Here is a 20,764-nt window from a genome sequence, read left to right on the forward strand (position 1 = left end):
CCGTCAGGCAAATATCATTGAGCTAAGTTTACGACGGCCATTGAGCACAATCGGGTCATTGGCCTTGAGCGCGTCGAAAATGGTGAACAGCTGGGCCTTAGCCGCGCCATCGTTCCACTCTCTGTCACGACGGAACAGATCAAGCAGTTGGTCAACCGCCGCCTCGGTCTCGCCATTGGCATGAAGCGCCTTGGCCAGTTCCAGCCGCGCCTCGTGATCGTCCGGGTCAGCCTCGACCACAGCCCGCAAGTCAGCGACGGGGCCCGCATCGGCTGCCTGCTTGGCAAGTTGCAGTTGGGCATGGGCCGCATCAAGTTCGGGCGTGTCCGAGATTTCGGCAGGCGCGCCGTTCAGGATCGCTTCGGCCTGGTCCAGATCTTCGAGGGCGATGTGGGCGCGCACAAGGCCGCTATAGGCCACGGCATGAGCCGGTTCTTCGCCCAAAATTGCGGCAAAGGTTTGGGCGGCATCCACCGCAGCACCCTCGTTCAGCATCTCTTCGGCGGCGGCAACGGCCTCGTTCAGGCCATCTTCGGGGGAAGCGCCACCAGAGGCTTTGATCACCCGGTCAACAAAGGCCGTGATTTCGGAGTTGGGCTGCGCGCCCTGAAACCCATCCACGGGTTGTCCCTGCCAGAACGCATAGACGGTAGGGATCGACTGGATCTGCAACTGACCCGCGATCATCTGCGCCTCGTCAACGTTGATCTTAACCATCTTGACCGCGCCCTTGGCGGCTTTCACAGCCTCTTCGAGCATCGGCCCGAGAGTCTTGCAGGGGCCGCACCATGGGGCCCAGAAATCAACGATCACCGGCGTGGTCTGGCTGGCTTCGACCACGTCAGCCATGAAGGTCGCCTCAGTGCTGTCCTTGATCAGGTCAGCGTCGGCAGGGGCAGCAGACAATCCCAAATCCATGAATTTGATCCTTCTATCAAAACTTGGGGCTTATATGGATTGGAATGGGCAAACTTCCAAGGGGTGTTGGGGTGCCCGAGGCCAAGACAGGGTAAGGCAGACATGGACACATCGGGCGACGACGGCGGGTAGGACAGAGCGCCAAGGCGACCGGCATAGGACCGTGCAAAGGGCTTGATGTGTCCGTTTGTGCGCCGACCTGGTGCATTGTCCTGCCGTCTTTTTGTTTGGCGAACGGTGGGTTTGAAAGCACGTTAAACTGATAAAAACAAAGAGCATGGCCGCTCCTGATCCACCCCCGCAATCAGACATCGAACGCTATTGAACGACAGCCGGCATACGGGCGCGACCGCTATCGGGTGGCCACAGGCTTTATCTTGTGTTTTTAACTAAATGACGCGACGTTGGCTGGGAAACATCCGGACAACGCAAACAGAACTCTACGGTGGGGCAGGTACAGCATGACTTCGAGATTGTCGTTTTTTTTTCTGACGGTGGTGCTGAGCGTCACTTTTTTGAGCGCTCAGTTCTCAATGGCACAGGAACAAGCCGCCCCGGCGCCTAAGGTCGTCATATCCGCCGCGTACAGCAAAGAGCTCTTGAGTGAGACCACATTCGTTGGCCGCGGAGAAGCTGCGGCCGTAACAGACTTGGTCGCGCGCGTGACGGGGATCGTTACCGAGATTGTCGCCGAAGAAGGCTCCTTGGTCAAAACAGGCGATGTGATTTTTAAGATCGAGCCAGACACATATGCCGCGGAAGTGGCGGGGCAAAAGGCCGCTGTACAGCGTGCTGAGGCCAACGTAAAACTTGCAGAGATTGAACTGGTCCGAAAAACAGAGCTCTTCCGCCGCGACACCATTGCGGAGTCCGAGAAAGACATCGCAGAGGCCAATGCCTCGGTTGCAGAAGCCGATTTATCCTCTGCGCAAGCGTCTCTGAAGGAAGCTGAACTCAACCTTGAACGCACCACAATCACGGCCCCGTTCGACGGGCGGATTGGTCGATCAAATATCAGCCTTGGCGCTTTGGTCGGTCCTTCGACGGGTCCTTTGGCGACGGTGGTGCAAGAAACCCCAACATATGTGACCTTTTCGCTTTCGGAGTCTCAACTCTTGGGCGTTCTGGATCGTCTCGACAAAGGTGTGGATGATTTGGTGAACGACGGCGAGTCACCCAATGTGTTTGTTAAGCTGCCCAATAGCACCCTCTTGGACGAGCCGGGCGAGATCGTATTCATCGACAACCAGATCGACCCATCAACCGGGACAATTTCACTGCGTGCTAAATTCCAAAATGACCGCCGGATGATCCTCGACGGCGGCTTTGTGTCTGTTGTGATCGAAGCTCTGGAACCAACGCTGAGCGTTCTCATCCCGCAAAATGCGGTTCAGCGCGACCAGCGCGGCGATTTTTTGCTGGTGGTGACCGACAAACAGCTGGTGGAACAACGCTATGTCGTGCTCGGCGCACAGCACGAAATTGACGTGGTCGTAACTGAAGGGTTGCGTGAAGGCGAAAGCGTCATCGTCGAAGGCTTGCAACGTGTTCGCCCCGGCGTCGAAGTGAATGCGGTTCTGGCTGGCACGGCCGAGGGGAACTGAATTCATGCTCTCCACGGTATTTATCAAACGGCCCAAGATGGCCATCGTCATTTCGACCGTCCTTACGATCATGGGGCTGATCGCCTATGCCGTGATCCCGGTCGAGCAATTCCCAAATATCACGCCCCCGGTCGTGAACGTTACAGCATCGTATACAGGCGCCAATGCCGAGACCGTGGAAGCAACGGTGGCTGCTCCAATCGAGGCTGAGGTGAACGGCGTAGAGGACATGATCTACATGTCTTCCGACAGCTCAGACACCGGATCGTATTCACTGTCGGTCACATTCGAAGTCGGCACCGATCCGACTATCGCGACTGTGAACGTGCAAAACCGCGTGGCACAGGCCACCAGCGGGCTACCCGTAGAAGTCACCTCAACTGGGGTCTCAACCGAAAAATCGTCCACCAGTATGCTGTTGGTTGCGACACTGTATTCGCCCGAAGGAACCTATGACGAGGTATTCCTGTCCAACTACGCCTCTATCAATCTCAAAGATGCGCTTGCACGCGTACCCGGCGTCGGCAAAGCCGAAGTCCTGACGGATTTCGCCTACGCTATGCGGATTTGGATGGACCCGGATCGCATGACAGGGCTCGGCGTCACGCCCGCCGATGTGATCGCGGCTATTCAGGAACAAAACATCATTGTCTCCGCAGGCCAGATTGGGGCGCCACCTGCCCCTGATGGCCAACAGTTTCAATACTCTGTCACAGCGCAAGGCCGCTTGTCCCAAGCGTCCGAGTTTGAAAACATCATCGTGCGTACCGGAGATTCAGGCAGCGTTTTGCGCCTCGGAGACATTGCCCGCATTGAGTTGGGTGCCAGCTCTTACGGAGTGTCCGGGCGCTATCAAGGCCAGCCCGCAACAGTGCTGGCTGTCTACCAGGCACCCGGTGAAAACGCTTTGGGAGTCGCCCAAGGCGTCTATTCCGAACTGGAACGTTTGTCGGCCGCTTTCCCGCAGGACGTGGAATATGAAGTCCCGTTTGACAGCACTGATTTTGTCGAACAGTCGCTGAATGACGTGGTTTCCACGCTGATCCTGACCTTCGTTCTCGTGATGTCGGTCGTATTTATTTTCCTCGGCAGTGCGCGGGCGACCGTCATCCCCGCCGTGGCCATTCCAGTGTCTCTGATCGGGACCTTCGCCTTTTTGCTGCTGATGGGAATGACGCTGAATACAATCTCGTTGTTCGCTCTGGTTCTGGCCATCGGCATCGTTGTTGATGACGCGATTGTCGTTGTCGAAAATGTGGAACGGATCATTGCTGACGAGGGCCTCAGCCCGCCAGAAGCGACCGCCAAAGCCATGACGCAGATCACGACACCGGTGATCGCCACAACGCTCGTCTTGTTGGCCGTGTTCGTTCCCGTGACCTTCATGCCGGGCATTTCCGGTCAGCTGTTTTCACAGTTCGCCGTTACAATCTCTGTGGCTGTGGTGATCTCATCGATCAACGCGCTGACGCTGTCACCTGCGCTGTGCGCGATCGTTCTGAAAGCCCGGTCAGGTCCGCCCAAAGGTCTGTTGGCGGTGTTTGAACGCGTCATCGGAGGGCTGCGCGACGGCTATGCCGCGATTGTCGGGCGTTTGATCCGCATTCCCATCATAGGACTGGTTATCCTCATTGGCCTCGGCGCCGGTTCCGGAAGTTTGATGAACATGTTGCCCCAAGGGTTCCTGCCATTGGAAGACAACGGGTACGTTTTTGTTGATGTGCAATTGCCTGACGCGGCGACTGTCCAACGCACCGAAGTGGTGTCAGAGCGACTGAATGAACAAATTGCGAAAATACCCGGTGTGGCAAATACCGTTCAGGTCAACGGGTTCAGCCTGCTGAACGGGGCCGGCTCGAACGGGGCGATGATTATCGTCAACCTGAACAACTGGGAAGAACGTCCCGACGAAGAGCAAAGCGCCGACGGTATTCTTGCCCAGATTTTCGGTATCGCAGCACAAGAAGCGTCGGCCAAAGTCATCGCATTCAACCCACCCCCGATTTCCGGTCTGGGTGTGAGTGCGGGTGTTGAAATGAAAGTTCAGCAAACCGGAGGAGGCGAAGCCCGTGATCTTTCCGCCGCGATCAACTCACTTGTTTATGCGGTGAACCAGCGCCCTGAAATTGCGCAGGCTTACACCAGCTTCAGCGCGAATGTGCCCAAGCTGTTTGTTGATCTCGACCGAGAGAAAACGCGCACCCTTGGCATCCCTGTCAGCGATGTGTTCCAGACGTTGCAAGCGCATCTGGGGTCGATCTACGTCAATGACCTTAACCTTTTTGGCAAAGTGTATCGGGTGATGATTCAGGCCGACGCGGATTATCGCGATACGGTGGAAGACATCGGGCGTCTGCACGTGCGCACTGCAGACGGGCAAATGGCGCCGCTTGCGACACTCATGAATGTGGAAAAGGTGTTAGGCCCAGTTCTGTTGAACAGATACAACCTCTTCCGCGCGGCAACCGTGACAGCTGTTCCCGCCGCAGGCTTTTCGACCGGTGACGCCATTGCCATCATGCAAGAAGAATCCCTGACGGCCCTGCCGCCCGGCTACAGCTACGAATGGACAGGCACGGCCCAACAGCAACAGGACGCGGGCGGAACAGTCGTGTTCGTCCTCATCGCTGCGATTGTGTTCGGATATCTTTTCCTCGTTGCCCAATACGAAAGTTGGACAATGCCCTTCGGAATTCTGCTTTCGGTGACAGTGGCGCTTTTTGGGGCTTTGGCGGCCGTGCTGGTCACCGGGGGTGATGTGAATCTCTACACCCAGATCGGCATGATCATGTTGATTGGTTTGGCGTCGAAAAACGCGATTCTGATTGTTGAATTCGCAATGGACCAGCGGTCAAATGGGGCCAGCATCCGAGAAGCGGCGTTAGAAGCGGCGCGCCAGCGTTTCCGCGCTGTGATGATGACGGCACTTTCTTTCTTGTTGGGCGTTGTGCCTTTGCTGGTTGCATCGGGGGCTGGCGCTGCCAGCCAGAAGGCAATCGGGATCGCAGTATTTGGCGGCATGCTCGCCGCGACAGTCATAGGCGTTGTGATTATTCCAATCCTATACGTGTTGCTGCAATCCCTTCGAGAGCGCTTGAAGGGTGGAGCGCCTGTATCGAACCAACCCGCCGAGTGATCCTGTTGTCTGCTTGAACACGCGATCAACACGGCGTGCGGAAATTGCACAGCGAGGCATCTGCGATTGGTGCTCGCTGTGCCAATACGCGTTCTGTGCGAAACCGAAGTACCTGAACATCGAACGGCGCATCAACGCTTGGTCAGTTTCGCCTGATGTCCGCTGTGACAAGGCCTGGTGGAACTGGCCTCGCTGACGGTCAATCAGACGGCCACAACCTCAAACTGTCAAATGGCGTGCGCGGGCACCACGTTCGATCGCCGCCGCATGCAACCGGTCAATCTCCAGCTCATACCGCATCTCTTCCAGCAGACGCAGTTCGGTTTCTTCAAGCGTTCCGTCTGCCGCGGCCACATCGCAGGCCAACGCATAGGCTGTCTCGTAGAGCGGTTCAGGCAACGCTTCACGCACCAACCCAAACAGCGCATCCAGCCCGTCTTCCTGTTCGAACAGGTCAAACACGGTTTGCGCCACGCCATTCATGCGGTCCAGATCGTAGGACGCAAAGATCGGCAGGTGGTTTACCGCCGCATTGATCTTGACCAATTCAGCGGTGCGGATGTCCTCATCCGAGGCCGAAATTGCGATCATCATCGCCACAAGAGCATCCTGCGGCGTCAGGCTCAGCTGTTCGGTCTCAGACATGGGTATTCCTTTCCACTCACACTCCCCCTCAATATTGACGGCTGCCCCCCCTCGCAATAGGTAGCGGCGGAATGATGCTGTCCGTGGGGCGCGTCACATTGGCCCCCGCATCGGGCGGGTGGGCATAAATTAGGACAGTATCTTATGTCGAGTACGCGTGACAGTGCGATGACGAGCAAAGCATGGCCGTTTGAAGAAGCGCGCAAAGTGCTCAAACGCTATCAGAAAGCACCTCCTGAAAAGGGCTATGTGCTGTTCGAAACCGGCTATGGCCCGTCCGGTCTGCCGCACATCGGCACCTTCGGCGAAGTGCTACGTACAACCATGGTGCGTCGCGCGTTTGAGATGATCTCGGACATCCCGACCAAGCTGATCTGTTTTTCAGACGATCTGGATGGACTACGCAAAGTGCCCGGCAACGTGCCAAATCCAGAGCGCCTTGAGCAGCATTTGCAGCGCCCGCTGACGGACGTGCCAGACCCATTCGGCACGCATGAAAGCTTTGGCCACCATAACAACGCCATGCTGCGGCGGTTTCTTGATACCTTCGGATTTGATTACGAGTTTGTCTCGGCCCGCGAATTTTATGCGTCGGGACAGTTCGATGAAATTCTGCTGCGCTGCGCCGAAAAATACGATGACCTGATGAAAATCATGCTGAAGTCCCTGCGAGAGGAACGCCAGCAAACCTATTCGATCTTCCTGCCCCTGCATCCCGAAAGCCGCCGGGTGATGTATGTCCCGATGAAACATGTGGATGCAGTGAATGGCACCGTGACGTTCGACGATGAGACGGGCAAGGAATGGACGCTGCCTGTGACTGGCGGCAACGTGAAACTCCAATGGAAGCCAGACTTTGGCGCCCGCTGGGCTGCCCTTGGTGTCGACTTTGAGATGTATGGCAAAGAACACGCCACCAACGAAAAGATCTATGACGCGATCTGCCGAACACTCGGCGCACGCCCGCCCGAGCATTACAGCTACGAACTTTTCCTCGACGACAAAGGGCAAAAGATTTCGAAGTCGTCCGGCAATGGGATCAGCATTGACGAATGGCTAACCTATGCCAGCACCGAAAGCCTGTCCTACTTCATGTATCAAAAGCCGAAGACGGCCAAGCGCATGTATTTCGACGTGATCCCAAAGGCCGTAGACGAATATCACCAGCAACTGCGCGCCTATGTGGGGCAGGACGAAACACAGCGACTTAATAACCCGGTCTGGCACATTCATGGGGGCGACGTGCCCGCCAGTGACATGGTGGTGCCGTTCTCGATGCTGCTCAACCTCGCCTCTGTCAGCAGTGCGGAAACCAAGGACACGCTTTGGGGCTTTATCCAGCGCTATGCGCCCAACACTGGCCCGGAAACAAATCCCAGTATGGATCAGGCCGTCGGCTTTGCGGTGCGCTATTACAACGACTTTGTGAAGCCCACCAAAACCTATCGCCTGCCCACAGACCCCGAACGCGAAGCGCTTGAGGCACTGCGCGCTGAATTGGCCGCCTATGACGGCGCTATGGACGACGAGGCGCTGCAATCCGTTGTCTACGCAGTGGGACGCGACCGGTTCGACCCGCTGCGCGGATGGTTCACGGCCCTCTACGAAGTCCTGCTTGGCGCGAGCCAGGGACCGCGTTTTGGCGGATTCATCGCGCTTTATGGATTGGACGAAACCATCGCATTGATCGATCAGGCACTGGCCGGAGAACTCGTCGCTTAAACCCCAAGCCCTTGGCCGTTTCGAATCCCGCACTATCATCCTTGCATCAGCAAGGAGACCAGCAATGCACAATTGGATAATCGGGGCGGCCCTGGCCATCAGCATGACTGGCGCCGCTTGGGCCCAAGGCACAGAGATCGAAGGCGTAATCAGCGACCAACTTGACGCGTTCAAGGCGGACAATTTCGCCGAAGCATTCGAATTCGCGTCGCCCAACATCCGCGGTATCTTCGGCACGCCCGAGAATTTCGGTCGCATGGTGACCCAAGGCTATCCGATGGTCTGGCGCCCCACCGAAGTGACCTATCTGGAGCTGCGCCAAGAAAACGGCAGCTATTGGCAAAAGGTGCAAATCGTGGACGCCAAAGGGCAAGTGCACGTGCTGGACTACCGGATGCTCGAAACCGAGAACGGTTGGAAAATCAACGGCGTGCAGCTGCTTGAAAGCGCGGGCGTCAGCGCCTGACGCTTAGAACCGGGGCGCTCCATAAGACGCGATTGAACGAATACTCCACTCCACGGCATCCCGAAGCGTATCGCCCAGCGCTTCGTCAAAGGCGATGGCGACATCGCTGGCGTCGTCAGAGTCGGCCAGTGAAACTTCCTGGAACGACCGTGACGCGATGATGCGGTCGGAAAACGCATCGATGACCTTTATGTTCAGGCGGACATGAATGTTCAGAGGCGCGTCCGCGTCGACGGCCGGCACAAAGGCTTGAAATTCACGGATGTCCGTCACGATCAAAAAATCAGCGCGCAAACCGATGGCCGAACTGCCAACCGCAGGCACTTTGCCCGAATTCTCAAAACTTTCGATCATCAGTGACTGCACGATCAACGGGGCACGGTCCACCCAACGCGCCTCAGGCAGGTACTGCACCCGTAGCGGCGTGGGCTGCACGGCGATCTGGTCGGTATTGACTGACGCCGTCGCCGTCGGCTCCTCAACGGCGATCTGATAGCGCAGCCTTGGCAGGTTCGCATCAAACGTGCTCTTCGGGGTCAGCACATAAAGCTCACTGGGAACACTTGCTGCGGACAACCCCGAAAGGGCGGCACAGCCGGACAGCGCCATCATAAGCACCAAGGCCAATGGCCATGATCTGGAAAACGTCTTCATCGGCTGAACCTTGAATTCTGAGTACCTAACAAAAAGCGGGCCGGATCGCGTTCGATCTTGTTGACCAGACGATCAATATTGCTCACCAGACTGCGCGCGTCATCCGTAAACAATAGCAAGGAAGGCAGACCCAGCCGCACAAAGTCGGAGAGTTGGCGCTGGTTGCTACTGATCACCTCTTCCAGTGATGCGGTCAGGTTTGCAGCGGATGTGGACGCCGCAAGAACCTGCTCAGTGACTGTGTCGAGGCTTGCGGACGTTTTGTTGATCGTAGTGGTAAACGCCGTGGTTGCGCCACGTACATCAGCAACGATCCCATCAATATCCGTATCGAGAATGCGATTGGCCACCTCGAAGGTGGAATTGGCAGTCGCCAATGTGGCAGACGCATCCTCCATCGCCGTATAGATCGCGGCCAGAGTGATATCGGCATTGGCAAAGGTTTTGTCCGCCGTCGCGATCAGTTCAGTGCCATCATCGGCAAAGGTGATGAACCGGTCCGCAACCACCGACGCCTGACTGCCCACCTCGTCAATCACGCGGTTGGCGGTCTGTGTGGTTGTGCGCAAATCGCTGGTGAGGGGGGTCAGTTGTTCGTCAATATAGGTGTTCGCCCGCGCCACAGTGGTGCGTGCGTCCCGAATGGTGTTCTGAGCATCGTCCAAAGCAACAACGGTACTGTCCAGCACCACCGTTCCACGATCTGCAAGGTCGTCTATCCGCCCTGCGACCCGCTGAACCTCGGTCCCCGTTTCCGAAATGACCCGGTTGGCCGTCTGTGTCGTTGTGCGCAAATCGTCTGACAAGGGCACAAGGTTCGTGTTCGTGAACTCTGTGATCCCCTCAATCGCCGTATTGGCGGATGCAAAGGTCTGATTGGCCGTGGCCAGTGCTTGGCTCGCATCATCCAGAACGACACCACCACGCACCGCCAATTCATCAATCCGTCCCGCAATCACGCTCGCTTGCCCGCCAACATCGTCGATCACACGATTGGCGGTCTGGCTGGCAGTGCGCAAATCTTCGGCCAGAGGCACCAGTTGATCCGTTGTCAGATCACCCACGCGGGTCACCGTTTCGTTGGCAATTTCCAAGGTGCCAGTTGCAGTCGTCAGCGTCACGTCCGCCGTATCTGCCAGTGTATCCAAACGGTCCGTGAACGACGCAATCTCGCGCGCGGCAGACCCCAAATCACCCGACAAGGACTCGAAATCTTCCAGCACCGTATCAATCCGCGCCGAAGCCGACGACAGATTTGCGAGCAGGGTCGAAACGGCATCCTTGTTTTCGGTGTCAAACACGTCGTTGACGTTTTCCAGCAATTCAATCGCCCGCTCCAGCACCTCCGGCGCGCCCTCAAAAACGGTTTGCAGGGCGGTGCGCTCTGACGGGATTTCGCTGTTGTTAGGCAATGGCGTTGAGGTCTCAGAGCCACCCGACAAGCCAACAAAGCTGACGCCTGTCACCCCTTGGGATTGCAACTTTGCGACGGTTTCAGTGTTCACCGGTGTGTCTGCCGAAATCTCAATTTTCACACGGACCTGCGAGGAATCGCCGTCGTCCAACGCAAGATCAACCACCTGCCCCACCGGCAGACCGTTATAGCGCACGTCACTGGCCGCGCCCAACCCAGACACATCCTCAAACAGAATGTCGTAATAGGAATACTGGCGATCCACCTGAACTTTGGCCAGCCACAACAAAAGACCCAGCGCCCCCACGATACCGGCAAGGGTGAACAGCCCGATCAGAACATAGTTGGCTTTGGTTTCCATGGCCGCGGGCCGCTTCCTTCAGGTTTTCTTTGCTTGGGCCGCACGCGCGCGCGGACCGGTGAAATATTCTTGCACCCAAGGGTGGTCGATCTCTGTCATTCCCTCAATCGGCCCTTCAAACAACACGCGCTTTTCCGCCAGTACCGCAATTCTGTCGCAGATCGCATAAAGGGAGTCGAGATCATGGGTCACCATAAACACGGTCAGACCCAGCGATCGCTTAAGTTCGTTGATCAATTCGTCATATGCCGCCGCCCCGATGGGATCGAGGCCGGCGGTCGGTTCATCCAGAAACACGATTTGCGGGTCGAGCGCCAGTGCGCGCGCCAAAGCCGCACGTTTGCGCATACCCCCGGACAATTCCGAAGGCAGCTTGCCACAGGCCAAGGCGGGCAGACCTGCCATGCTGATCTTGAGTTGTCCGAGCTCTTTCATCAGCGCGGGGCTGAGGTTCAGGTGTTCCCTCATCGGGGCCATGACGTTTTGCAAAACCGTAAGCGATGAAAACAGCGCCCCATCCTGAAAGGCCACGCCCCAGCTTTGTTCGGTCTTCAGACGATCTTCGCGATTGCCATGCAGCACGTCTGTGCCCAGTACATTGATCGACCCGGCCGCAGGCGTGTTCAGCCCGACAATGGTGCGCAGCAAAACCGACTTGCCCGTGCCCGATCCACCGACAACGCCCAGCACCTCACCCTTCCAGACATCAAGGTCCAGATTTTCGTGCACCACTTGCGGCCCAAATTGGGTCCTCAGACCCCGCACAGTGATCACCGCCTCGCGGTCGTTTCGGGTTGCCGGGCTGTCGCTCACAATCCCAACTCCGCGAAAAAGATCGAAAATACAGCGTCGGCCACAATGACAAGGAAAATGGCCTGCACCACAGAGGTTGTCGTCCGACGCCCCACGCTTTCGGCAGAGCCTTTGACCTGCAACGCCTGCCAGCACGCCACGATCCCGATGATGGCGGCAAAGAACGGTGCCTTGATCATGCCAATGGCCAGATGCCAGACGTCAGTGTTCTCCTGCAAACGGGTCACGAACATGCTGGGACTGACGCCCAGTTCAATCCAACTCATCAACGCCCCCCCGAACAGACCCGCGATGTTGGCGATAAAGCCAAGGATCGGCAACATGATGATCAACGCGATCACCCGGGGCAGCACCAGTACCTCAATAGGATCAAGGCCAAGAGTGCGCATGGCATCCAGTTCTTCGCGCACCTTCATCGACCCGATAGAGGCGGTAAAGGCCGACCCCGACCGCCCTGCAACGATGATGGAGGTGAGCAGAATACCAAGCTCGCGCAGGATCGAGATGGCGATCAGATCGACGACAAACACCTCGGCCCCGAACTGACGCAATTGCGAGGCCCCTTGAAAGGACAGAACAACCCCAATCAGAAAACTCATCAAAACCACGATGGGGATGGCGTTGAACCCGACCTCTTGCATCTGACTGACAAGGGCCGCGCTACGCCAACGCCATGGGCGCACCAGCCCATAGGCAAACCGGGACAACACCTCACCAACAAAGCTCAGCAAAGACACAACCGCGTCACCCGCACCCGCCATCGCCGCGCCAATACTGGCCAGCCACGGAACAAACCCGCGGGGCGGGTCTTCGCCACCCTCTTGGTCGGGCAGTGCTGCGCGCACGGTGTCCACCAAAGCCTTGCGGTTGGTCGATGCGTCAATGATCTCAACCGTGACGCCCTCGGCCTCAAGACGCACCATCAGGGTGGCAATCAGCCACGCGCCACTGGTGTCCAGCGCTTCGACCGTGTCCAGATCGATTTGCAGATGCTTGGCACTGGTCGTCAGGTCGTGAAACTTTGGTGCTATCGCCTCAAGATGTGCGATCACCAAACGCCCCGCCACGCGCAGGACGGGCGCGGCCTGTGACTGATCGAACTCGAGCGTCGGGGTGGTCATACAGATGAAATCCAGCAGCAGGATCAGGGGCCGCCATGGGCAGACCCGCCCTTGATAGCCCAAGCATTTCCCGATGGCTACGCCCCTCAACACACAGGCCCGATCTTGGCACATGTGTCCCCGTCAACACGCTCACGCAGGTGCACTCAAACGTGCAATCGAATCCATTGACCGATTGGCAGAACACCCCCTATATGCCTCTCAGTCGCTAAGGCTGACATGGGAGAGCGCAGGCCAGATGCCTGCCGCCGAAGGAGCAACGCCCCGACAAACTCTCAGGCACAAGGAACCGTGCCAGCCGCGTCCCAACTTTGGGGCAATCGACGATCTGGAGAGTGGTTGGGTGCAGACGCCCCCAGCCCACCGACGGAGAAAGCGCCAGAAGACCGGCGTGAAACTCTCAGGTTACGCAACAGATGGGGACGTGATCCGGCATTCCGCCGGGGGCGTCCTTTGTCAACTGCGTCGCATCTGGGGGACCCCCACCATGACCCATATCGCCGTGATCGGCGCCGGCATCACCGGTATCACCACCGCCTACGCATTGGCCAGCCGTGGCTATGCAGTGTCCGTGTTCGACAAAAACCGCTACGCGGCGATGGAAACGTCCTTTGCCAATGGCGGACAACTCTCGGCCTCCAACGCCGAGGTCTGGACACGCTGGGGCACTGTGATGAAGGGGCTCAAGTGGATGTTCAACCCCGACGCACCGCTGCTGGTGAACCCAAAACCCAGCTGGCACAAACTGTCGTGGATGGCGGAATTCATGGGCAACATCCCTGATTACGAGGCCAACACAATCGCCACAGCCCAAATGGCCATTGCCGCACGCGAACACCTGCTCGATTTCGCGAGCGAGGTCGGCATGGACTTTGACATGGAACAGCGCGGCATCCTGCACATCTACAAAAAGCAATCCGAATTCGATCACGCCCGCCGGGTCAACGTCCTGCTGGAAAAGGCGGGGCTGGAACGGCGCGAGGTGTCGGCAGAAGAGGTTCAAAAACTCGAACCAACGCTTCAGACCGAAACGCTGGGCGGGTTCTACACCGAAAGCGATTTCACAGGCGACATCCACAGCTTTTCCCGCAAACTCAGCGCAGCCTGCGAAGACATGGGCGTGGCCTTCCACTACAAATCCGTGGTCAGCGAAATCCACCACACCGGCACCGACGTCCGGCTGGACTGGAAAGAAGGCAACGCCAAAAACAGCGAAGTCTTTGATGGCATCGTTGTGTGCGCAGGGGTTGCCAGCAAAGCCATCGCTGAACAGCTTGGCGACCGGGTCAACATCTACCCGGTCAAAGGGTATTCCATCACCGTCAACCTTGATGATGCCGCCAGCCAGGAAGCCGCACCTTGGGTCAGCCTGCTGGATGACGAGGCCAAAGTGGTCACCTCGCGCCTCGGCAAGAACCGGTTGCGCATTGCGGGCACGGCGGAATTCAACGGCTACAACCTCGACATCCGCGATGACCGGATCAAACCACTGCGCGACTGGTGCGAGATGTTCTTCCCAGCCGTCTCGACGGAACACTGTGTGCCGTGGGCAGGTCTGCGGCCTATGTTGCCCTCAATGATGCCCAAGGTCGGACCGGGCAAAAAGCCGGGCGTGTTCTACAACACCGGGCACGGGCATCTGGGTTGGACACTGTCAGCGGCGACAGCACAAGGTGTGGCAGACAGCATCGACGCGACGCGGATGAAAAACGCAGCCTAACGGGTTGGGCGGGTCAAGATCTGCCCTCCTCAGGTCCCGTAGAGCAGCCCCCACCGGTCAATCAGCTTTTGCTGCATGACCTTGGCGCGCCCATTCCAACTGCGCGCGCCTTGGGGGGACTCGCGGTTGGCTTTGGAAATGCGAGACCGGGTGGCTTCGTCGGCAGCAAAGATGGCAAAGGCCATCACCCGGCCATCCCGCGCCGTCATGTAGCCGGCAAGGCCGGATACATAGTTCAGCGTACCCGTCTTGGCATCCACAGTAATCGGATGGTTTTTAAGGACACGGCGTTTGTTGTCCCGCATCGGGATCGGTTTGAGGATCGGGCGCAACACCGCGCTGGAATGTGCCTTGACCAACGCCTGCACCATGTCATCCGCCGTCATCTTACTTTTGCCGCCAAGGCCCGAATGATCGACAAGCTTCATGGCAGAGGTGCCAAGAGTGCTGTTGGCCCAACGGTTCATTTCCGCCGCCGACGCCTTGAGGTTGTTCGGAACCCGCCCCGTGCGTTTGACCGTCGCAGACATGCCAACCATTTCCGCCGTGATGTTGGTGGAATAGCGCAGCATATCCTTCAGGATTTTACGCAAATCATCGCTTTGGCGTGACGCAAGCACAGTGCCACGCGGCGCCTTCTTCACGACCTTCGGGTTCTTCAGCACGATACCTTGCGAGCGGGCCAGTGTTTGAAACACATCACCTGCATAAAGCGCAGGCTTGCGGACAGGCAGCCACCGCGCCCCACCGTTGCCCAGCGCGGCTTTGGCGACCGTCCAGTTGTCGCTGCTCCCGCCATCTTTGTAGGTATAGACAGGCACACGACGGTCGACGATCTGCATCTTGGTCACGTAAACCGCAGGGCGGAACCGGTCCGACCGCGCATCCATGGTCACGCCATACGCCCCACCCGACCGTTTCCATTCGAAATGCACACGGTTGTAGTTCAGGGACACGCCGCTCACCGCTGGGCTATAGCCGACGTGATCGGGTTGTTCTGAGTCGATGGTCTTGACGTAGGGCAACGCCCCTTCAGCGACTTTGAATGCGCCGCGCACCTCGCGGATGCCTTTGTCTTTGAGCGCCGACACGAGGGCGGCCAACCCGTTTGTGTCCAAAGTCGGGTCGCCGCCACCCACAAGGATCAGATCGCCCGAGACCACGCCGCCAGACACTGATCCCGTTGCCACGATTTGTGTTGAAAACCGATGCGCAGGCCCAAGGACGTTCAGCGCATAAAGGGCCGTGACCGCCTTGGCGACACTCGCCGGGGGCGTGCCCGTCTTGGCGTTGCCCACCTCAAGCCGCGCGCCGGTACGCGCATCCGCCACCGCAAAAGAAACCTGCCCGTCCAGTTTGGCCGCGCTAATGATGGCCTCCGGGCCGGCTACTGCTTTCTTGGAATGGCCCACTGCGCGCGCCACAGGGCGCAAGGATGCTGCGGGCGGGGCCGCAAGGGCTGTCGTGGCTGCACTGCTGGCCAGAAAGCCAAGGAAAACGCGTCTGGAAACCGATCTGAACATGGGCGCATCTAACCCCAGCTTTGGCGGGCAGACAAGCGCTCAAAACATCACGTTTGCTCAAGCTTTCCCCAACCCCCCGCCGCCCGGATTGCGCTGGACGATTGGGCTGACATGGGAACGTTCACAAAGCACCACGCCGGGGCGTCTGCGCGGCCAAGAATTTGGCTGGCCCGCCCCGATATGCGGTATTGTGCATAGACGCGCGCGGCCCGGCTCATCCGCGCAGAAATGCGGTCTCCCGGGCGGGCCAGCACTCCCACAGGCACGCTTTCCATGATCCACTCCCAATCCTGCCAGTGGTGCAATTGCGCCAGATTGTCCGCGCCCATCAGCCAGACAAAGCGCACACCGGGATAGCAGGCCCTCAAGGCCTCCAGCGTCTCAGCGGTGTAGCGGGTGCCAAGACGCGCCTCGATATCCGTAACAGTGACGCGCGGGTCTTGCATAACGGCGCGGGCGCGGGCCATCCGCTGCTCCAATGGCGCAGGGCCATGGGTTTTCAAAGGGTTGCCGGGGCTCACCAGCCACCACACATGGGACAGGCCAAATCGCTTCATCGCCTCGCGGGTGATGTGCACATGGCCCTCATGGGCCGGATCAAACGACCCACCCAGCAGGCCGATGGTCTGCCCCGGTCGGGCAAGGGGAAAGGCGTGGCGCATCAGGGCGTGGTCCTCGGCTCGCAAAGGCTGCGACGCAGGACCGGACAGCAGATGGGCACGTTTGTCAATCAACAGGGCGCACAAGATCACCGCGCGTGATCATACCCTCCTGCACGATCTCGGCACACCACCCCCCGTGACCGCGCACCGCCGCATATCCGCCATGACCAAAGGTCTCTTCCATGCGCGAACAGGGCGCACAAATGGTGGTCAGCCGGACAACTGCCGAACCCAGCACCACCTCACGCCCCTTCAAGGCGGCCAGATTCAAACCCGCAACCACCACATTGCGACGCATCTGCGCAGGCAACACCGGGGCACGGCCCAGAAAGGCACCAATCGCCCCCAGATGCTCTGCCTGCATCAAGGTCAACGCGCGCTTGCCGGGGCGGCCATGATCGCCCTCAGGGCCTGCACCGGTCACACGCACGGCCTCCACCTCAACCATATCGGCGCGACGCATAGGGCGCAGCCCAATCCACGCAACCCGACCGGGCACCGCATAGCGCGCCATCATCGCATGTAACTCACTCAACGCACCGCTCCCAAACCACCATTGCACCCCGCCCAACGCACCTGTATCTGAACGCCCAAACGCGTCCCCTCTCTCCAAAGGAGCCTGCCATGGCCGCCTATCAATACGTCTACCACATGTCCGGCGTTTCCAAGACCTATCCAGGTGGCAAGAAATGCTTTGAGAACATCCACCTCAACTTCCTACCCGGCGTGAAAATCGGCGTGGTCGGCGTGAACGGCGCGGGTAAATCCACGCTGATGAAAATCATGGCTGGGATGGACAAGGATTTCACCGGCGAAGCATGGGTCGCCGAAGGGGCCAAGGTCGGCTACCTGCCACAGGAACCCAAACTCGACCCCGAACTGTCAGTACGCGAGAACGTCATGCTGGGCGTCGCGCCGAAAAAGGCGATCCTCGACCGCTACAACGAACTGGCGATGAACTACTCCGACGAAACAGCGGACGAGATGGCCGAGTTGCAGGACAAGATCGACGCCGAAAACCTCTGGGATCTCGACAGCCAGATCGACGTCAGCATGGAGGCGCTGCGCTGCCCCCCTGACGATGCGGACGTCACAACGCTGTCAGGTGGTGAGGCACGCCGCGTCGCGCTCTGCCGCCTCCTGCTTGAAGCGCCCGAAATGCTGCTGCTGGACGAACCAACCAACCACCTTGATGCGGAAACCATCGCGTGGCTGCAACAGCACCTCATTGACTACAAAGGCACGATCCTGATCGTGACCCACGACCGCTACTTCCTCGACAGTATCACGGGCTGGATCCTTGAACTGGATCGCGGCAAAGGCGTGCCATGGGAAGGCAACTATTCCTCGTGGGTCGAACAAAAGGCCAAACGCCTCGAACAAGAAGCGCGCGAAGACAAATCCCGCCAGAAAACGCTGGAACGCGAACTCAAATGGATGCGTCAGGGGGCCAAGGCCCGTCAGGCGAAATCCAAGGCGCGGATCAACAACTACAACGACATGCTGGAAACGTCCGAGCGCGAGCGTTTGTCCTACGCCCAGATCGTCATCCCCAACGGCCAGCGATTGGGCGGCAAGGTGATCGACGTGGCGGGTCTGTCCAAACACATGGGCGACAAGCTGTTGATGGAAAACCTCGAATTCTCCATCCCCCCCGGCGCGATTGTCGGCGTGATCGGTCCGAACGGCGCGGGTAAATCCACGCTGTTCAAGATGATCACAGGGCAAGAAACGCCTGACGCGGGCAGCGTCGAAATCGGTGACACGGTGCAGATGTCTTATGTCGATCAGTCCCGCGACGACCTGAACGCAGATGACAACGTGTGGGAAGCAATCTCTGGCGGTGCCGAACTGATCGCCCTTGGCGATGCCGAGGTGAATTCGCGCGCCTACTGTTCGTCGTTCAACTTCAAAGGCGGCGATCAGCAGAAAAAAGTCGGCCTGCTGTCAGGCGGTGAGCGCAACCGCGTGCACATGGCGCGGCTGTTGAAATCCGGCGGCAACGTCCTGCTGCTTGATGAACCGACGAACGACCTCGACGTCGAAACGCTGCGGGCTTTGGAAGACGCCCTTGTCGATTTCGGCGGCTGCGCGGTGGTGATTTCGCACGACCGTTTCTTCCTCGACCGGATTTGCACACACATCCTCGCCTTTGAAGGCGATGCGCATGTGGAGTGGTTCGAGGGGAACTTTGAAGACTACGAAGAAGACAAGAAGCGACGGTTGGGGCCGGATGCCCTTGAACCCAAACGATTGAAACACAAGAAATTCGCACGTTGAACTTTACGAAGTAAATTCAACGGGTGCGAGGCAGGGTAGGCGTCAGCCTGCCCGTTCGCACTCAGATGAGAATAGTGTGCGATGGGTGTCACCGACCCTCTATGCTCGCATTCGGCTCACAAACGTTAGCGCGGCACACTCAGACAGGACCAAGCCCCGACCGCGGGTCGAAGGCCGTCTCGCAAACTGTCCAGTGGAGCCTTTGAGGCCGCAGAGGGCGATAGCCCCGGGGAAGACAACGTCGCCCCCGCCCATGGGGGCGGTCGAGGGCGGCGAAAACGCGGTGCGTTTCCGCTGGGAACAATTCAAACACCTCTCATCGGGCCCTCTCGCACGTTTCTACGAAACATGCTGCCGGGTGACGCGCCCGCGCTGCGCGGACGCTGAGGCGGCGAAAACGCGTGGCATTTCCGCTCCACACCTACAAACCCCACCGGATTGTGACACCTACAATTCAACAGACTCTTGACGCAGCGCGCCATACGGGCATCCTCGTGGCACATTACATTCGGAGAGATTATGGACCGCCGCAATTTCCTCAGCCTCAGCGCCGCAGCCGCGCTTGCCCCGACCCTCATTCAAGCACAGTCAAACATTGCCTTTGACCCCACCCCCCAAGAGGTGCGGATCAAGAAAGACTTTTTGCCAGGCCAGATCCTCGTCCTGCCCCGCAGCTACTACCTCTATTGGGTGACCGAAGAACGCAAAGCGATCCGCTACGGCGTCGGCGTCGGTCGTGCCGGGCTGGAATTCACAGGCAGCGCCACCATCGACGTCAAGAAAGAGTGGCCAACCTGGCGCCCCACCCAGGAAATGATCGAACGCGATCCGCATCTGTATACCAAGTTCATCGACAACAACTACATCATGCCCGGTGGTGAAGGGAATCCTCTGGGTGCGCGCGCGCTCTACCTGTTCCAGAACGGTGTCGACACATATTTTCGCATTCATGGCACGACCCAGCCCAACACAATCGGAACGTCCGTGTCCAACGGATGTATCCGGATGCTGAACGAACATGTTGCCGATCTCTACAACCGCGTGCCCATTGGCACGGTTGTGACGGTTCTGTAAGCCACAGACGGTCTCCGCACAGGTTGCGATGCATTGCCCGTGTGGGCTTTGCACGCAGCGGTTGGGGTGGATGCCCTGTGCCGTTTACCGGCAATACCCGACTATCCGTATCCCCATATTTTGTGCTATATATCACCGCATTGAACATACTCTTTTGGAGAACATCACATGGCCGACGACCCGCTCAAAAAGATCAAGGACAAACTCAAAGGCAAGAAAGCCAAGTTGAAGTCGATCAAGAAAGATCCAGAAGAAACCAAAAGCGTTAAGCTCGATCAGAAAATCGCCAAAAGTTTTCAAGAGTCCCACGGCGCCGATCTCAGCAAGGTAAAAGTCCACAGCGGAGGCAATGCCCCCGAAATCTGTAAGGAGCTTGGCGCCAAGGCGTTTACCCAAGGCAACAACCTCTTTGTGGCCAAGGCCGGAGACGCCAAAAACATGAAGCTTCTGGCCCATGAACTTACACATGTGGTGCAGCAAGGCGGCGGCAGTAAGATGCCCAAGGAAACAAAGGGCAAGGTTCTGGTCTCGAAATAGCCCGCTGAACGGGCGATCCGGGCGGGGTCAGGTCCTAACAGAATGTAAATACGCCTCTGTAACCCATTGATTTCCCACACCCGCGCCCCTGTCCCAGCGTGGGACATCAAAAAA

At 58.3% G+C, this 20,764-nt stretch carries 17 protein-coding genes and 2 riboswitches; of the genes, 8 read left to right on the top strand and 9 right to left on the bottom strand.

Going from position 1 to position 20,764, the window contains the following annotated elements:
* Positions 1-3 precede the first annotated feature (3 nt).
* On the bottom strand, positions 4-918 hold the full coding sequence (trxA, locus tag DHN60_RS14820) for a thioredoxin (protein ID WP_108838108.1): 915 nt from the start codon (positions 916-918) through the stop codon (positions 4-6).
* A 533-nt stretch (positions 919-1,451) separates the two neighbouring features.
* Between trxA and DHN60_RS14825 the strand changes: the two genes are divergently transcribed.
* Positions 1,452-2,522, top strand: coding sequence for an efflux RND transporter periplasmic adaptor subunit (locus tag DHN60_RS14825; RefSeq protein ID WP_234423651.1), 1,071 nt, complete (start codon positions 1,452-1,454; stop codon positions 2,520-2,522).
* 4 nt (positions 2,523-2,526) lie between these two features.
* The gene (locus tag DHN60_RS14830; RefSeq protein WP_108838110.1) at positions 2,527-5,658 is read left to right on the top strand and encodes an efflux RND transporter permease subunit; all 3,132 of its coding nucleotides are present in this window, start codon (positions 2,527-2,529) and stop codon (positions 5,656-5,658) included.
* 219 nt (positions 5,659-5,877) lie between these two features.
* On the opposite strand, the gene DHN60_RS14835 is transcribed toward DHN60_RS14830, so the two are convergent.
* A complete protein-coding gene (locus tag DHN60_RS14835) occupies positions 5,878-6,303 on the bottom strand; it encodes a tellurite resistance TerB family protein (RefSeq protein ID WP_108838111.1) in 426 nt (141 codons plus the stop codon).
* A gap of 144 nt (positions 6,304-6,447) precedes the next feature.
* On the opposite strand from DHN60_RS14835, the gene DHN60_RS14840 reads away from it, so the two are divergent.
* Together DHN60_RS14840 and DHN60_RS14845 are read left to right on the top strand one after the other, a co-directional pair.
* Complete coding sequence (locus DHN60_RS14840) at positions 6,448-8,025, top strand: lysine--tRNA ligase (protein WP_108838112.1); 1,578 nt, start codon at positions 6,448-6,450, stop codon at positions 8,023-8,025.
* A gap of 64 nt (positions 8,026-8,089) precedes the next feature.
* Positions 8,090-8,491 carry a DUF4864 domain-containing protein gene (locus tag DHN60_RS14845; protein WP_108838113.1) on the top strand — a complete coding sequence of 134 codons (402 nt, stop codon included), beginning with the start codon at positions 8,090-8,092 and terminating at the stop codon, positions 8,489-8,491.
* Between the two features lie 3 nt (positions 8,492-8,494).
* Here DHN60_RS14845 and DHN60_RS14850 read toward each other — a convergent pair whose 3' ends face one another.
* Genes DHN60_RS14850 through DHN60_RS14865 form a run of 4 tightly spaced genes read right to left on the bottom strand, consistent with a single transcriptional unit; the run spans position 8,495 to position 12,968 of the window.
* Positions 8,495-9,145 (bottom strand): ABC-type transport auxiliary lipoprotein family protein, encoded by a 651-nt coding sequence (locus DHN60_RS14850; protein WP_108838114.1) that lies wholly within the window; start codon positions 9,143-9,145, stop codon positions 8,495-8,497.
* The gene (locus DHN60_RS14855; RefSeq protein WP_108838115.1) at positions 9,142-10,920 is read right to left on the bottom strand and encodes an MlaD family protein; all 1,779 of its coding nucleotides are present in this window, start codon (positions 10,918-10,920) and stop codon (positions 9,142-9,144) included. The genes DHN60_RS14850 and DHN60_RS14855 overlap by 4 nt, the downstream gene beginning before the upstream one ends.
* 18 nt (positions 10,921-10,938) lie before the next feature.
* Entirely contained in the window at positions 10,939-11,733 is a 795-nt protein-coding gene (locus DHN60_RS14860) for an ABC transporter ATP-binding protein (RefSeq protein ID WP_199913686.1), read from the bottom strand.
* Positions 11,730-12,968, bottom strand: a complete 1,239-nt coding sequence (locus DHN60_RS14865; protein ID WP_234423652.1) for an ABC transporter permease — start codon at positions 12,966-12,968, stop codon at positions 11,730-11,732. Before DHN60_RS14865 ends, DHN60_RS14860 begins: the two co-directional genes overlap by 4 nt.
* A 96-nt stretch (positions 12,969-13,064) precedes the next feature.
* A riboswitch (glycine riboswitch) is annotated at positions 13,065-13,156 on the top strand.
* 16 nt (positions 13,157-13,172) lie between these two features.
* Positions 13,173-13,280: riboswitch (glycine riboswitch) on the top strand.
* A gap of 61 nt (positions 13,281-13,341) precedes the next feature.
* On the opposite strand from DHN60_RS14865, the gene DHN60_RS14870 reads away from it, so the two are divergent.
* Positions 13,342-14,574: a D-amino acid dehydrogenase gene (locus DHN60_RS14870; RefSeq protein WP_108838116.1), complete on the top strand. Its 1,233-nt coding sequence runs from the start codon at positions 13,342-13,344 to the stop codon at positions 14,572-14,574.
* A 29-nt stretch (positions 14,575-14,603) separates the two neighbouring features.
* Here the strand turns inward: DHN60_RS14870 and dacB are convergent, their stop codons facing one another.
* From dacB to DHN60_RS14885, 3 genes are all read right to left on the bottom strand, one after another.
* Complete coding sequence (gene dacB, locus DHN60_RS14875; RefSeq protein WP_108838117.1) at positions 14,604-16,097, bottom strand: D-alanyl-D-alanine carboxypeptidase/D-alanyl-D-alanine-endopeptidase; 1,494 nt, start codon at positions 16,095-16,097, stop codon at positions 14,604-14,606.
* A 47-nt stretch (positions 16,098-16,144) separates the two neighbouring features.
* Entirely contained in the window at positions 16,145-16,759 is a 615-nt protein-coding gene (locus DHN60_RS14880) for a nicotinate-nucleotide adenylyltransferase (RefSeq protein WP_108838205.1), read from the bottom strand.
* Between the two features lie 64 nt (positions 16,760-16,823).
* A complete protein-coding gene (locus tag DHN60_RS14885; protein ID WP_234423653.1) occupies positions 16,824-17,294 on the bottom strand; it encodes an MOSC domain-containing protein in 471 nt (156 codons plus the stop codon).
* Between the two features lie 89 nt (positions 17,295-17,383).
* Between DHN60_RS14885 and ettA the strand changes: the two genes are divergently transcribed.
* The 3 genes from ettA (at position 17,384) to DHN60_RS14900 (ending at position 20,650) form a co-directional block, all read left to right on the top strand.
* Positions 17,384-19,039 carry an energy-dependent translational throttle protein EttA gene (gene ettA / locus DHN60_RS14890; protein ID WP_108838119.1) on the top strand — a complete coding sequence of 552 codons (1,656 nt, stop codon included), beginning with the start codon at positions 17,384-17,386 and terminating at the stop codon, positions 19,037-19,039.
* 516 nt (positions 19,040-19,555) lie between these two features.
* Complete coding sequence (locus tag DHN60_RS14895) at positions 19,556-20,113, top strand: L,D-transpeptidase (protein ID WP_108838206.1); 558 nt, start codon at positions 19,556-19,558, stop codon at positions 20,111-20,113.
* A 168-nt stretch (positions 20,114-20,281) separates the two neighbouring features.
* On the top strand, positions 20,282-20,650 hold the full coding sequence (locus tag DHN60_RS14900; protein ID WP_108838120.1) for a DUF4157 domain-containing protein: 369 nt from the start codon (positions 20,282-20,284) through the stop codon (positions 20,648-20,650).
* Positions 20,651-20,764: the final 114 nt, after the last annotated feature.

It is taken from the genome of Tateyamaria sp. Alg231-49 (genome assembly GCF_900143535.1).
Classification (GTDB): domain Bacteria; phylum Pseudomonadota; class Alphaproteobacteria; order Rhodobacterales; family Rhodobacteraceae; genus Tateyamaria.